A 15,033-nucleotide genomic window follows, 5' to 3' on the forward strand; every position below is an offset into this window, starting at 1 on the left:
GCTGACGTACGAAGTTGCCCAGCGTGACGACCCGTTGGGTCGACCGGCACCAGGGCGCGGAGGCGGTGATCGAGGCACTGCAGGGGCACCCGCAGTTTGCGCACGTCAAGCTCACTCGCTCACTTGGAGCGCTAGCCGCCCTGATCCATCGAGATACTTGACGACCTGCCGATCTAGGCGGTTACCGGGACCGTTCCCAAAGTCGGCGCCGTGCCGTGCGGAGAGCCCGATGAGTGCGAAATCTCGCCGAACGGGCTAGCGCCTCGACAAGACGAGTAGTGGCATCGCGCACACCTGTCGGAGACGGTGGCATTGGCGCCACTGCGCTTGCTTCGGCTTGGCGTGGATCAGCTATCGGCGCCAGGTCGCTGATCGCTGGGGACAACGTCGGCAACGGTAACGAGTCCGGCTTTGCATTGGCGTTGGCCAACGCTGTAAGGTTCGTGACTAGGCGGTCCATTCGCACGCGCTGCTCGTTGTCAAAGGTCCGCGCAACGAAGAAGCCCCGGTCCGCGAGGTGTGGCGGCGCAAGGTGCTCTACCGTGTCGTAACCGGCTTCGTAGAGTTGGCGTTCCAGCGTGGCCACGGTCGGCCAGAACGATAGGTCGTTACCCCACGACGCCGTGGGAGAATTGCGCAGTCCTGCCTCGTTATAATAGCGCCCCTCGTAGCCGTTCGAGCCAATCAAAGTGCTGATTCTCGGATTCGCGCCGTGGTACTCGTCGGGATTCCGCGTTCCAACGTGTGTATCGATGATCAACGGGCGTGGGTGAACACGCTTCGCCAAGTCCAGTTGGTCCTGCAACGTCAGGTGGTACCAGAGCCCAAGGCACAGAACGACATCGACGTCGGCATAGTTGTCGAATTCGCGGACATCGGAAACCACCCACCTGATGCGTTGGTCTACAGGAAAGCGCGTGGACCGGGCGTCGACGGCGGTCACCCGCCACCCCATGTCCGCGGCGATCTTGGAGAATCCTCCGTGCCCGGCGCCGAGGTCGACGAGGTGGCCAACCGGAAATGCGTCGAGGGCGCTCACGAACTGCCCGGCTCGCCGCGCGCCCGTCGGATCCGCGAAGCGATTCGTAGTGGTGAACCAGCCAGCCATGACCGTGAACCTATCGCACCGACCGCCGGGCCGCCGGGCCGCCGTGGTCGCCGAAATGTACTCCGACGCGCTCGCGCCGCAGTCTCACGGTGCTTGAGGTCAGGATTCATTGCCGCTGATCGCCTCCCACCCACATGTAGTTGAGCGATTCCAGGGCCTACCGGTCGTGGAATCGCCCAGAAAGCTGAAGCTCGTGCTGGCACCCAGTCGAGCAAACGAGGTGGCGGCCGGCGAGCTCGCGCCGAGTCAAGCGCGTGCGCGTGCGTAATGACGCTGCTTGCGCCGGCTGATGAGCCGGTGCACCCTGCTACTCTCTGGCCACGTGACAGCCAACAGTCCGTTATCGGCCGATCTTCCGGAAGCTGTCCGGTGTATCGCATCTCCGACCGACCCCGACGTAGAGCTGCTTCTGCCGGCGGACGATGTCGTTGAACCCGAGGTCACCATCTTGATTCCGTCGGTCGACGAGGAACTCACCATGGGCGATTTTGTCGCGTGGTGCCACGAGGGTTTGCAAGCGGCAGGCCTAGTGGGCGAGATCTTGATCGTCGACAGTTCGACAGACCGCACCGCGCAGATCGCGCTGAGCGGGGGAGCCCGAGTCCTCAAGACACCCAAGCGCGGCCTGGGTCGCGCTTACATCGACGCGCTGCCCTATATCAGGGGACGCTACGTGATCATGGGTGACGCCGACTGCACATACGACTTCCGGCAACTGGCGCCGTTCGTGGAAGCGATGCGGAACGGCACGGAGTACGCGATGGGCTCGCGCTGGAAAGGTTCGATCGAGCGTGGCGCGATGCCTGCTCTGCATCAGTACTTTGGCACCCCGCTGACTACGTGGATCCTCAACAGACTCTTCGGCAGCCACTTCACCGACATCCACTGCGGGATGCGCGGCATTACCACCGATGCCCTCCGCCGAATGGGGCTGGTCTCCCAATCCTGGGAGTACGCCTCGGAGATGGTGCTCAAGTCCGTCCGGATGGGCTTGCAGACGACCGAGGTCCCGGTGCGCTTTCTCAAAGACCGCGAAGGGCGGCTGTCGCATCACAAGCGCGCCGGCTGGTTCTCGCCGTTCAGCGCAGCTTGGATCAATCTTCGGGCCATGTTCATTCACGGCGCCGAGTTCTTCCTGTTCAAACCCGGCATCGTGCTTATGACCATCGGGCTTGTGCTCACGCTGCCACTCACTTTCGGTGACATCACGATCGGTCACGTGACCTTCAGCCTCTACTGGATGTTGATCGGCCTGACCCTATCGGTCCTCGGCCTGCAGAGTGTCTACTTCGGTTGCCTCGCGCATGCCTTCCTCGACTACACCGGGCGGGCCAGGCAACGGTGGCAACGACTGTTCCGGTACACACCGTCCGTGTTGCTCAGTGCCGGCATGTTCGTGCTCGGCCTCGGTCTCGCCGCGACGCTACTGGTCCACTACGTGGCCCACGACTTCCGGCTCCCTGCTACCTCGTCCGTGGTAGATCACCTCAGCATCACCGGGCTGCTCCTGATGATCTTCGGATTCTCGACGTTCTGCTTCACGCTGGTCCTGCATGCCACGGAGGTCCGCTACGGTCGGGGCGACGATGTCGTCCACTGACCTGACCCGAGAGGGATCCTTCGGGCAGGATGGGCCGATGAGCCCGATTGACCGGCTCGGGGTATGGCTCTCCGGCCACCGGATCCGCCGCACCGTTGGCGACTTGGCGAGACAGGACGTCGCTGACTTCGGCTGCGGCTTCGAGGCCGCATTCATGCGTACCGTGGTGAGCAGCGTGCGGTCGGCGACGCTCGTCGACCTTGCCCTAGCCGAGGATCTGAAGGCGCATCCGAAGATCACCGCCATCGAGGGCGTCCTTCCGGAGGCGCTCGAAGCAATCACTGACGCGTCGTTCGACGTCATCTTGTGTATGTCGGTCCTCGAGCACCTCTGGGACCCGCAGCAGGCGTTGAGCGAATTCCGTCGGCTGCTGCGGCCGGGAGGTGTCTGTGCCGTCAACGTGCCCTCGTGGCGCGGCAAACGCGCGCTCGAGTTCTCGGCATTTCGCCTCGGGTTGTCGCCGGCCGCCGAGATGGACGATCACAAGGCCTATTACGACCCGTCCGATCTATGGCCGCTGCTCGTCCGAGCCGGGTTCCTTCCGCACAACATCAAGTGCTTCCGGCACAAACTGACGCTGAACACCTTCGCAATATGTCGTAATTAGCCACCGGAGACCAAGGACACATGACCTTCACCCAAGACTTCCTCGCCGAATCGGTTGCCGTCATCAACGCACTGGACGTTGATGCAGTCGAATCGGTCGCCCGCGGCTTGGCCGATACGCGCGAGCGTGGTGGTCGGCTATTCATTCTCGGCGTAGGCGGATCGGCCGGTCACGCGTCGCATGCGGTCAATGACTTCCGCAAGATATGCGACATCGAGGCATATACGCCGACGGACAATGTCTCCGAACTGACGGCACGAGCCAACGACGAAGGCTGGGACACCACCTTCGTCGAATGGTTGAAAGGCTCTCGCCTGTCACGCTCTGACACCCTGCTGGTGTTCTCCGTCGGAGGTGGCAACGCGGAGAAGCACGTTTCCACCAACATCGTTTCGGCGTTGCAACTCGGGAGCGAACGGGGCTGTGACATCTACGGAATCGTCGGACGCGACGGCGGTACGACTGCTCAGCTCGCCACCGCCTGCGTAATCATCCCGCCCCTGTTCACCGATCACATCACGCCGCTGACCGAAGGCTTGTGTGCGCTCGTCTGGCACTTGCTCGTCACCCATCCGGCCCTGGTTAAAGTCGCGACGCGTTGGGAGTCGCTGCAGTGATGTCGCCTCTCGCCCGCGTCTGCGTTGTCGGCGGTGCAGGCTTCATTGGCAGCCATTTCGTAGACCGGCTGCTGTCTGACAGTCACACCGAAGGTGTCACGGTCTACGACAATTTCTCCTCCGGCCGTGACTGGCACCTTTCGCCACACGCGTCGGATGAACGCTTGCGGATCGTCCAGGCCGATGTCCGCGATCTCGGCGACCTCGTCGACGCAGTCCGCGACCACACCGCGATCATTCACCTCGCGTCCAACCCTGACATCGCCCGCGCTGTGACCGAGCCCGCCGTGGACTTCGATCAGGGCACCCTGCTCACCCACCACGTCGCCGAGGCCGCGCGCCGCAGCACAGTGGAACTGGTGATCTACGCCTCGGGCAGCGGTGTCTACGGCGACCTTGGTGAGCACGAAGCCAGCGAGGACCACGGGCCGATGCTGCCGGTGTCCACGTACGGCGCCAGCAAGCTCGCCGGAGAGGCGCTGCTCGCGTCGTACGCGGCGATGTTCGGCCTTGTGGTACGTGCATTCCGGTTCGGCAATGTCGTGGGCCCACACCAGACCCACGGCGTCGGCTATGACTTCGTGCGCCGATTGCTGGCAGACCCGACAGAGTTGCGCATCCTGGGCGATGGCCGCCAGAGCAAGTCATATATCCACGTCGATGACGTGGTGTCTGCGGTGCTGCTTGCCGCTAGCGCGGCACAGGGCCCCTTCGCTGTCTTCAACGTGGCCACAGGCGACTATGTGACCGTGTCCGAGATCGCGGAACTCGCGATGGACGTTCTCGGCCTGACGCCAGGCAGCACCCGCCTCGCCTACACCGGCGGCGATCGAGGATGGCAGGGGGACGTCCCGGTTGTGCGCATCAATACCGACCGCATCCGCGCGCTCGGCTGGGGGAATGCGCGTACTGGCCGGCAAGCGCTGCGCGCCTCGATGCAGTCGATGGCCGAGGACTTCCGTTCCGGCCGGCTGGAGAAATGACCTCGACTCGGCTGCGGCCGGCAGTCTTCCTCGATCGCGACGGCGTTCTGAACCAGCCACTTATTCGCGCCGGCATCCCGTATCCGCCGCATTCGCTGAGCGAATTCCACGTTCTTCCTGGTGTTGTCGAGGCCTGCGCCGATCTGCGGGCTGCCGGCTACGCGCTCGTAGTGGTGACGAACCAGCCGGACGTTGCACGTGGCACACTGGCCCGCGCGTGCCTTGATCAAATCCATGATTTGCTTCGCGAGGTCGTTCCGCTGGACGCGATCTACGTGTGCACACACGACGACAGCGACGGGTGCCCCTGTCGCAAGCCGAAGCCGGGCATGATCCTCGAAGCTGCGAAGGACCTGAGTCTGGACTTGGAACGGAGCGCCTGCGTAGGGGACCGCTGGCGGGATATCGAGGCCGCTCGGCGTGCCGGGGTTCGGGCGATCCACCTAGCCTGGGACTATGTCGAGCGGAGTGCGACCGATCCGGACGTCACGGTCGGCAGTCTGAGCGAGGCGGTCAGCTGGATTAGACGGGCCGGGCTAGCTGGGGCGAGTGAGGAGAACTGATGGGGCCGGGGCTAGAGCGAGTCAAGATCTTCGCCGACGGTGCCGATGTGGCCGAGATGATCGAGCTCGCTAGGCGCCCGGAGATAGCGGGATTCACTACGAATCCCACCCTGATGCACCGAATCGGGATCACCGACTACGCGGGATTCGCGCACAAGGTGCTGGCCGAAATCACCGATCTACCCGTTTCCTTCGAAGTGTTTTCCGACGAGCCGCGCGAAATGCTGCGGCAGGCGCGGCTGATCGCATCGTGGGGAAACAACGTCTACGTCAAGGTTCCGGTCATGAACACCGCCGGTGCAAGCACGATAGACGTCGTCCACGAGCTCGCCGCGGAAGGCGTGCAGGTGAATGTGACTGCGCTGATGACGATCGCGCAGGTGGCCTCGGTTGCCGAGGCGCTCGGCGACGGCACGAACGCGATCGTGTCCGTGTTCGCTGGCCGGATCGCGGACACTGGGCGCGACCCGATTCCGATCATGCGCGAGGCCCTGGACATCCTCGCGCCACGCCCAAGCCTCGAACTGCTATGGGCAAGTCCGCGAGAGATCCTCAACGTCCGGCAGGCCGACGACCTCGGCGTACACATCATCACCGTCACTCACGACTTGCTGAAAAAGCTCGGCACCTTCGGTCGCGATCTGCACGATTACTCACTCGCCACCGTCAAGATGTTCCACGACGATGCACGGGCGGCAGGATTTCTGTTGTGAATCCGGACGCCACGGCCCACATCGCCGATCCAGACGACTGGGATCACCATTGGGACGCCTACGGCGAGGCCGCGCAGACCAATCCGGCCAACCGCTTCCGGCGGCGGCTACTGATGAATCTGTTGGGCCGGCCGCAGGCGAATTCAACTGTGCTGGACATTGGCAGCGGCCAGGGCGAGTTCGCGGTTTTTCTGGCAGGGCTGTACCCCGATCTCGCCGTCTGGGGCGTCGAATACAGCGAGTCGGGCGTCTCGCGCGCGCAAGCTGCTGCGCGGGAGAGTGACGTGGGCGCACGCTTCGTTGGCCGCAACCTGCTTGAGCCGGTGGCTCTCGATCCCGAGCAGCAGCCGGCCAGATATGCGGTGTGTTCTGAAGTGCTCGAGCACGTGGCGGACCCGGTGCGGCTCATGACCAACGCCCGCAGCCTGCTCGCGCCCGGCTGCCGTGTCGTGGTTACCGTGCCGGGCGGTCCCCGCTCAGCCTTCGACCGTCACATCGGGCATCACCGGCACTTCACCGCAGACCAGTTGCGCGCGGTGCTCCACGACGCCGGTTACGAGGTAGATCGAGTTCTGCGGGCGGGATTCCCGTTCTTCAACCTGTACAAGCTCGCCGTAATCCTCCGCGGTCGGCGCTTGATAGCGGACGTCGAGAATCGCGTTCCGCAGACTGTCCCTTCGCGCCTCGAGGCGACGGTCACCCGTTTCTTCGACGCCGGCCTCAGGCACGGTTGCGAGGACTCCGCGTTCGGGTGGCAGTTGGTCGCTATTGCACGCGTTCCCGCAGAGGGTGCCTGACATGATCATCACCCGGACCCCGCTACGGATCAGCATCGCCGGCGGCGGAACCGATCTTCCGTCGTACTACGAGCAACACGGCGGGTTCGTCCTCTCGGCTGCGATCTCGAAGTACATCTTCATCACCGTCAATCGCACCTTCACCCCGGACTACTTCCTGAAGTATTCGGCGCTGGAGCGCGTCGATCGACCGACCGATATCGAGCACCCGATCGTCCGCGAAGTGCTGGTCGCGCACGACATCGGTCCAGCCGTGGAAATTGTCAGCATGGCCGACATCCCAGCAGGGACAGGTCTCGGCTCGTCGGGCGCGTTCACCGTCGGCCTGTTGCGGGCCGTCTACGCGATGCAGCGCAACCACATTGCGGCCGCTGATCTCGCTGACGAGGCCTGTGCCGTAGAGATCGAAAAGCTCCGGCGTCCGGTCGGCAAGCAGGACCAGTACGTCGCAGCGTTCGGCGGCGTGCGTTGCTACGAGTTCCGCCAAGACGGCTCAGTCGTGGTATCACCTCTCGACATATCGACTGCCACGCTGCACGACCTCGAGGAACACCTGCTGATGTTCTTCACCGGCTATTCGCGCGGGGCGGACACGGTCCTCCAGGAGCAGAAGGACAGGTCTGAGGGCGGCGACGCCGCAATGATCGATAACCTGCATTTCGTCAAAGAACTGGGTCTGCGAAGCAAGGCGGCGCTCGAGGCCGGCGCGACCGAGGAGTTTGCCGCGCTCATGCATGAGCACTGGCAGCACAAGAAGAAGCGCTCCGCCGCCATGTCCAACGGCAGCATCGATCGCTGGTACGACGTCGGTCGTGGCTCGGGAGCGATCGGCGGCAAGCTGGTGGGGGCTGGGGCCGGAGGATTCCTGCTCTTCTATACGCGGGAGCCAATGGCGCTGCGCAAGGTGATGGCGGCCGAAGGCCTCGTCGAGGTGCGCTTCACCTTCGACCACGACGGCAGCACTCTTCTCGTCCGCGACTAGGCCGCAGCATGCAATGTGTGATCCTTGCCGGCGGGCTTGGCACCCGCATGTGGCCCGAGACCAAGACTGTGCCCAAAGTGTTGCTGCCCGTCGCTGGCCGACCCTTCGCCGAGTGGCAGTTGGGCTGGCTCGCGGCCGCTGGTGTCGATTCGGTCGTGTATTGCATCGGACACCTCGGCTCGATGGTCAGCGATGAATTGGGTGACGGATCAGGCATCGGCGTTCGGATCGGCTATGTCGACGAAGGCGACGACCTGCGCGGCACGGCGGGTGCCCTACGCCTTGCCTACGATCGCGGTTGCCTCGACGACAGCTTCCTCGTGCTGTACGGCGATTCGTGGCTGCAGGTCGATCCTGCCGAGGTACTGCGTGCCGCCCAGGCGCGCGCCGAGCCCGCCCTGATGACCGTGCTGCTTAACGACGGCCGGTGGGACGCCAGCAACGTGGTGTTCGACGGCAAGTGCGTCGTCAGATACGCCAAGGGGTTGGCGAGTCCACCTCCGCAGATGCGCTGGGTCGATTACGGGCTGTTGGCGTTCCGGTCTGCGGTTATTGCCGAGCGGGTGCCGACCGAGGCGGTGTACGACTTGGCCGCGCTGTGCGCCACGCTGGCGACCGAGGGGCTGCTCGCGGGTTTCGAGGTGCGCGATCGCTTCTACGAGATCGGCTCGCCGCGGGGTCGGGACGAGCTGGACCGGATGCTGCGTGGAGAATGCCGCGGAAGTGTGAATGGCAACCACTGAAGTCCGTCCAGGGACGCTCGCACGCTCCGCGCCGTTGGTTGCCGGCCTGGCTGTGCAGGCAGGCTGCACGTATCTCACCCTGATAGTCGCCGGCCGCTTGGTCGGTGCGGCCCACTTCGCCGGGCTGTCGGCGTTGTATGTGCTGATCACGGCTGTCGCGACCGGTCTGTTCCTGCCACTCGAGCAGGAGATCGCGAGGCGACGCGGGCGCGATCGTGGTGCGGGCGGTGGCGATCGGGGACTGGTCCTACGCGCGAGCGCTATCGCGATGTCCGCGGCGCTGCTGCTCGTCGCGCTCAGTCTCGCGGCGCACGGCTCGGTCCTACGACTGCTCAACGGCGACCGAGACCTGCTCGCCGCGCTCTGCATCGCCCTGCCGGGATACGCCGCGTGCTTTCTCTCGCGCGGTGTATTCGCCGGTGCTGGTGAGCTGCGACGCTACGGGATCCAGCTTGGTATCGAAGGCGCGTTCCGGCTAGTCGGCGTCCTGGCGCTGGCCGCGGCAAGTGTGGATGCCGTAAGCGCGGTGGGCTGGCTGTTCGCTGCCGCGCCATGGATTGCCCTTGGCGGTTCCTTGCTCGGACGACGACCATCGGCCCCGATCAACGCGGCTGAGTCGCGCCCGCTCATCCGACCGCTCGGCTGGCTGCTGCTCGGCTCCCTCGCCGCTCAGCTTCTCGTGAATGCCGGACCACTGGTCATCCAGCTACTCAGCAACAGTACGCAGCGCGCCCAGGCGGGCGCGTTTCTCGCCGCGCTGGTAGTCGTGCGCATCCCGGTGTTCCTTTTCACCGCAGTTCAGCCGAGTTTCCTGCCTGCAATGGCCGAGCACGCCGCCGCCGATCGGCGATCGGAGTTTGTCGAGCTACTTCGCCGTGTGCTGACGATCTGCGGTGTCCTAGTCGTAGCGAGTACTGCGGCACTGACGCTGCTCGGGCCACTCGGCTTGCGGTTGCTGTTCGGCTTCCGCCACGGTCTGAGTCATATCGGCTTCCTAGCGCTGGGAATCTCTGTCGGACTGTTCCTCGGTGCCGCGGTGCTTGCGCAAGCCATGCTCGGGCGCGGCCGCCATGCCGCCGTTTGTTCGGGCTGGCTGATCGGGCTAGTAGGGCTCGGCCTCGGCACCATCGTCTCTGCGAGCCCTGTGACGAGAGCAACCGCGGGTTTCCTGTGCGGAGCGTTGGCGTCGTCGCTCGCTTTCGCCGTGCTCGTCACGGCGGACTTGCGCAGCTGGCCCGCCGTCGCGGGTCGCGTTGCGCGTCACCAGCGTCCGTCGGCGCCGTCGTGGTCGCGCTCCGTCAAGGCGACATGCTCGCTTGAAGCAGCCGACGGTCCTGTTACCCCTGCCGCGCAGCCGATCGAAGCCTGGTGGCGACCCACGGTCCGGCTGGTGCTGGCGCTGGGTACCTCCGCGCTCATTGCCTTGGTGATCTGGGCGCGCGAGCCGCGCCACCTCAGTGGCCGGATCGACATTGTCGGCTACCCCACGTTCGCGAACTACGACTATCTGCCGTCGTTTCTCGCCTACCGTCTCGTAGTCTACGTGTTCCCGATCCTCGCCATCGCGCTCTACCTATTGCTCGCCTGGCGAGGACCGCTTCGCCGGCCGTCCAGAATCAAGCCCCTCCCAGCAATCGCATTGACGGTCGATGACGAGCCGGACGAGCCGGATTTCGCTGCCGGACGTCTGCTCTCCTTAGCGGCGCGGCTCGCCCTGCCTGCCGGGGTGCTCGCGCTCGAGGCGAGCGCGCATGCTCACGCGCGACAAGTCGGCCGGCACGGCGTTGCCTACGGTCTCACGTACGTTCTTGGAGTGCTGGTCGCGGCGGCGCTCAGTGCTGGCTTGCTTCAGCGAGGGCCAGTCCGCTCGTTCGCGCGACGCTGGGCACGCGACGTTGCGGCGATCAACGGCGTTCTTGCCGGGTTCGTCGCCCTCATCGGTCTTTGGGTGGCGACCCGGGAGTGTTCGGTCTTCGTCAGTTCGGACCGGACTCGGCACTACTACGCCTGGCTACCGTGGTGGCTGGGGGTGCCACTGGCGCTTGGTGCTGCGGGTTGGGCCGTTTGGCGCTTGAGGCGCGGCATGGCGGCCAGGCTGGTCGAGACAACCGTCCTCAAGGTAGCCGTGGGAAGCGTCTTCGTGTTCATCGCGATCTCCACGATCCCCGGCGCGCTCGGACGGTTCGTCGGCTTCGACGACGCCCAGTCGCTGACTGGAGGCTGGCTACTAAGTCGTGGACTCTTCCCGTGGCGGGACATGCTGTTCATCCATGGCCTTTACCCGGATGTGCTCACCGGGAGCATCTCGGCACATCTCTTCGGGGAAACGCGGTGGGCGGGTACGGCTGGGATAACCGCGGTGTTGAACCCACTGGCGTGGGTCCTGCTGTACCTGCTCGCAGTATGGACCTGTCGTCGCAACACGTGGTTACCGATCTTGGCAGTGCTCGTCGTGCTCTCCGGGATCACGCTTGGGGTTCAACAGCGCTTCATCCTCGTCCCCATCGCGTTAGTGCTGTTCGGCGAGACCGTGCGACGGCAGAGCGCACGCTGGTGCGCTGTCCTCGCGCTGCTGCTCTTCGCCCTCGAGATCTTGGTGCCGGAGACCCTGTTTGTCTCCATACCGATCCTGCTCGCGCTCGCAGCCGCTGACTTCACGCATCGAAACCCCGGGCGCCCACTTCGTGCGGCGTTTCGTCGCACCTACTGGGTGCTCGGCACGGGCCTAGCGCTAGCGGCTGTGTGGGCGGCCTTTCTCGCGGCCAATGACTCGCTGGGCTCGTTCATCCAGTATTACTTGATCTTCGGTCCAGGACACAATGCGTCGGGTGTCATCCCGCCGATCCAGATCAAGCAGAGTGGCTGGAATTACTTCGGGCTAGGCATCGCTCTGGTACTAGTCACCTACGCTGTGGTGACGTATCGACTACGGACACGGAAGGACTGGGCGCCTCGGCAGTGGGTGATGGTAGCCGCGGCCGGGTTCGCTGCGCTCTACGGTGAGAAGGCGCTCGGCCGGTTCGACTTAGGGCATCTGCACGAGTCCTTCACCGCCACGATGCCGCTGATCGTGTTGCAGGCTGACGCCGGGCTCAGCTGGGCGGATCGCAGAATCCGAGAGGCGGCGCGATCCGGCCGCTTGAGAGAGTTCCGCCTGCAGTCACCTGTCCGACACCCGGTAACCGTCTGCGCCTTCGTCGTCTGCCTGCTGGTGATCCCGGTGTTCCACACCGGACCGTCGATCTGGTCGCAGGTCCGAACCATTCCGGGCCGGACCCACGCTGTCGTTGCCGAAGAGCCAAGTGTCGCTCAGTTGGGGTATTCCCTCCCCGGCGCTGTGGATCCGGCCCTTGTCAGCGACCTGAAGGCGGCTCTGAACACCTATGCCGGTACGACCGCACCAGTGTTCGATATGACCAACAGTCCTGGCTATATCTACTACCTACTGAATCGGATACCTGCCAGCAAGTTCGTCCACGTCAGTATGGCGGTCCCCGCATCTGCACAGAAGACACTCATCGATGGACTCAAGAAGAGCCGGCCGCCTGTCATTGTGTTCGACAGCCGGAACATCGGATTGCCCGCATGGGACGGAATATCGAACCAAGTGCGGCACTATCTCGTCAGCAGATTCGTTCTGCGCGGTTGGGTTCCGGTGTTGCAAACCCACAGCTTTCTCCTGATGGTGCGCAAGGACCTCATCGCGTCGCTTCCTCCAGCTCCTGATCTCACCGAGCCTGCTCGGACGAGCTCGCTCTACTTCAGCAGTGGTTCCTGCGACTGGGGCAACGTCCCAAACTTCTTGACCTCGAAGCCGGCGGGCCGATCGCTTACCATTCCCGTCACGCCTGCGGGCACAGTGACCCGGGTCAGCGGCTGGGCGGCGGACCCGGTCGCCAAGAGGCCAGCCAAATCGATCATGTTGGTCGTCGGCGGCAAGGTCCGCGCAGTAGTTGCCCCGAGCATCGCGCGGATCGACGTAGCCCGCGTCATCGGCGTGAGCTTTATTGGCGTCGGCTTCAGTGCGGTCCTGAGACCGGCTCCGCCGGACGCCGTCATCGCCTTAGCGCTGGCGTCCGACGGGAAGCTGCACCCCATCAAGGGCGAACCGGTCGACGTACTCGTACCGCGATCGGTACGCCTGCCGGATGGCAGTGAGGTCGCAGTTGGCGCGCCCCTTCCGGGAAAGCTGGAATCGCAGACGCCAGAGCGCGTTGGGGAGGCAGTCCTCCCCGCCGATATCGACCCGAGTCAGTTCGACCTGCTGACCCTTCGCGCCGCTGGCCGTCTGGGCACGGCGGGCCTCGCGATCACCGACGCACTTCCGTCAGGCGACGGCGAGCAGATTCGCGTCAACGCGTTGCCCGCGAGTGGCGACACGCTCGGGGTTCGCGTCGGAAGTTGCCTCCCGTGGTACGGCTACAGCACCCGTCAGTTGTACGTCATCCGGGCCGGGGGTGCACCGATTACTCGGATCGAGTTGTCGGGAGTGCGGTAATGCATCAGAGTGATCATGATCGACAGCGGCGGCGCGTACAGCCGTCACTACGTCTGTAAAGGAGCCCTATGGTGGCGTGTGATCGAGCGAGCGGCATCACGGCAGTACGGCGCCTGGGTTGCGTGGTGGTCGTCTGGATGGCCTTCGCCGGAGTCGCGGCTCTCTGCGCGACGGCGGTCGACGCCCTGCCGCCGAGCCACGACTCGCCGATCGCTCCGGGCGGAGGCGGGCATGCCCAGGCCGGGGCTCAGGCGGGGCTGGCCCCCATGGTCGCCTCAGCCAGACCTGCCGGCGTCGCCGGCATCGACATCGCGTCCTACCAGCACCCCGGCGGAGCGGAAATCGACTGGAGTTCGGTGGCAGGCGCGGGGGTCAAGTTCGCGTACGTCAAGGCATCGGAGGGGACGACGTACGTCAATCCGTATTACAGCGACGACGCGCTGGGAGCCAAGACGGCCGGCATGTACGTCGGTGCCTACGCGTTCGGTCGACCGGACACCAACGATCCGGTCGAGCAGGCCGACGCGCTGCTGGCTGCGGCGCCCTACCGCTCCGATGGGCGGACCCTGCCTCCGATGATCGACTTGGAGGGTCCATACGCTGGTATCACCGGCGAGAACGATTGCTGGAATCTCGGCTCGTCAGCGATGCGCGCCTGGATCGGTGCGTTCGTGAACAGACTGGAGACAAAGACCGGTGTCCGGCCGTTGCTCTACACCTCAACCAACTGGTGGAACGCGTGCACGGCGAGCAGCACTCAGTTCGCCCGCCTTCCGCTTAACATTGCCTCCTGGGGCAGCACGTCCCCGGCACCGCTCCCAGCCGGATGGTCCTCCTACACCGTCTGGCAGTACACCGCTTCCGCGCAGATTTCCGGTATCCAGGGTGATGTCGACGGCGATGTCTTCCTCGGCTCTGTGGCGGCGTTGGATGCCTTGGCCTCTCCGGATCGCAACATCCGCTTGCAGGGCGATGTGACGGGTGACGGCATGGCCGACCTCGTCGCCGACTATGGAAGCAACACCGCGGTCATGGCGTCCGGCGGCAGTGCGTTCGCCACGCCGGCCGAATGGTCTAGCACCCCATTTTACGGGGTGCGTGCGACGTTGAGTGCCGATGTGACGGGGGACGGCAAGAGCGATCTCGTCGCGGTCAACAGTGGCAATACCTATGTGATGACCTCTACCGGCACGGGTTTCAGTGCTCCGCGGCTGTGGTCCGGTGCGGCGTTTTACGGGGTGCGTGCGACGTTGAGTGCCGATGTGACGGGGGACGGCAAGAGCGATCTCGTCGCGGTCAACAGTGGCAATACCTATGTGATGACCTCTACCGGCACGGGTTTCAGTGCTCCGCGGCTGTGGTCCGGTGCGGCGTTTTACGGGGTGCGTGCGACGTTGAGTGCCGATGTGACGGGGGACGGCAAGAGCGATCTCGTCGCGGTCAACAGTGGCAATACCTATGTGATGACCTCTACCGGCACGGGTTTCAGTGCTCCGCGGCTGTGGTCCGGTGCGGCGTTTTACGGGGTGCGTGCGACGTTGAGTGCCGATGTGACGGGGGACGGCAAGAGCGATCTCGTCGCGGTCAACAGTGGCAATACCTATGTGATGACCTCTACCGGCACGGGTTTCAGTGCTCCGCGGCTGTGGTCCGGTGCGGCGTTTTACGGGGTGCGTGCGACGTTGAGTGCCGATGTGACGGGGGACGGCAAGAGCGATCTCGTCGCGGTCAACAGTGGCAATACCTATGTGATGACCTCTACCGGCACCGGCTTCAGCACCCCACAAGCTTGGTCCACCGTGTTCTTCTAACGCGCCACGTC

At 64.6% G+C, this 15,033-nt stretch carries 12 protein-coding genes; 11 read left to right on the forward strand and 1 reads right to left on the reverse strand.

What is annotated here, in order from left to right; genetic code table 11:
• Window positions 1-181: 181 nt before the first annotated feature.
• Window positions 182-1,108, reverse strand: a complete 927-nt coding sequence (locus M6B22_RS15890) for a class I SAM-dependent methyltransferase (RefSeq protein WP_269442543.1) — start codon at window positions 1,106-1,108, stop codon at window positions 182-184.
• Window positions 1,109-1,481: 373 nt separating this feature from the next.
• On the opposite strand from M6B22_RS15890, the gene M6B22_RS15895 reads away from it, so the two are divergent.
• The 11 genes from M6B22_RS15895 to M6B22_RS15945 all read left to right on the forward strand — a co-directional run bounded on the left by M6B22_RS15895 (window position 1,482) and on the right by M6B22_RS15945 (window position 15,022).
• Entirely contained in the window at window positions 1,482-2,708 is a 1,227-nt protein-coding gene (locus M6B22_RS15895; RefSeq protein ID WP_407935721.1) for a glycosyltransferase family 2 protein, read from the forward strand.
• 37 nt (window positions 2,709-2,745) lie between these two features.
• The gene (locus tag M6B22_RS15900; protein ID WP_269442545.1) at window positions 2,746-3,315 is read left to right on the forward strand and encodes a class I SAM-dependent methyltransferase; all 570 of its coding nucleotides are present in this window, start codon (window positions 2,746-2,748) and stop codon (window positions 3,313-3,315) included.
• A 20-nt stretch (window positions 3,316-3,335) separates the two neighbouring features.
• A complete protein-coding gene (locus M6B22_RS15905) occupies window positions 3,336-3,932 on the forward strand; it encodes an SIS domain-containing protein (RefSeq protein ID WP_269442546.1) in 597 nt (198 codons plus the stop codon).
• Window positions 3,932-4,915: an NAD-dependent epimerase/dehydratase family protein gene (locus M6B22_RS15910; RefSeq protein ID WP_269445836.1), complete on the forward strand. Its 984-nt coding sequence runs from the start codon at window positions 3,932-3,934 to the stop codon at window positions 4,913-4,915. The genes M6B22_RS15905 and M6B22_RS15910 overlap by 1 nt, the downstream gene beginning before the upstream one ends.
• Window positions 4,912-5,478 carry a D-glycero-alpha-D-manno-heptose-1,7-bisphosphate 7-phosphatase gene (locus M6B22_RS15915; protein WP_269442547.1) on the forward strand — a complete coding sequence of 189 codons (567 nt, stop codon included), beginning with the start codon at window positions 4,912-4,914 and terminating at the stop codon, window positions 5,476-5,478. Before M6B22_RS15910 ends, M6B22_RS15915 begins: the two co-directional genes overlap by 4 nt.
• A complete protein-coding gene (locus M6B22_RS15920; RefSeq protein ID WP_269442548.1) occupies window positions 5,478-6,191 on the forward strand; it encodes a transaldolase in 714 nt (237 codons plus the stop codon). Before M6B22_RS15915 ends, M6B22_RS15920 begins: the two co-directional genes overlap by 1 nt.
• The gene (locus M6B22_RS15925; protein WP_269442549.1) at window positions 6,188-6,988 is read left to right on the forward strand and encodes a class I SAM-dependent methyltransferase; all 801 of its coding nucleotides are present in this window, start codon (window positions 6,188-6,190) and stop codon (window positions 6,986-6,988) included. Before M6B22_RS15920 ends, M6B22_RS15925 begins: the two co-directional genes overlap by 4 nt.
• A gap of 1 nt (window position 6,989) precedes the next feature.
• Window positions 6,990-7,970 (forward strand): GHMP family kinase ATP-binding protein, encoded by a 981-nt coding sequence (locus M6B22_RS15930; RefSeq protein ID WP_269442550.1) that lies wholly within the window; start codon window positions 6,990-6,992, stop codon window positions 7,968-7,970.
• Window positions 7,971-7,987: 17 nt separating this feature from the next.
• Window positions 7,988-8,713: a sugar phosphate nucleotidyltransferase gene (locus tag M6B22_RS15935; protein WP_269442551.1), complete on the forward strand. Its 726-nt coding sequence runs from the start codon at window positions 7,988-7,990 to the stop codon at window positions 8,711-8,713.
• Window positions 8,700-13,211: a hypothetical protein gene (locus M6B22_RS15940; RefSeq protein WP_269442552.1), complete on the forward strand. Its 4,512-nt coding sequence runs from the start codon at window positions 8,700-8,702 to the stop codon at window positions 13,209-13,211. The genes M6B22_RS15935 and M6B22_RS15940 overlap by 14 nt, the downstream gene beginning before the upstream one ends.
• A 125-nt stretch (window positions 13,212-13,336) precedes the next feature.
• Complete coding sequence (locus M6B22_RS15945; protein WP_269442553.1) at window positions 13,337-15,022, forward strand: GH25 family lysozyme; 1,686 nt, start codon at window positions 13,337-13,339, stop codon at window positions 15,020-15,022.
• Window positions 15,023-15,033: the final 11 nt, after the last annotated feature.

The sequence above is a fragment of the Jatrophihabitans cynanchi genome, from assembly GCF_027247405.1.
GTDB classification, from domain to species: Bacteria; Actinomycetota; Actinomycetes; order Mycobacteriales; family Jatrophihabitantaceae; genus Jatrophihabitans_B; species Jatrophihabitans_B cynanchi.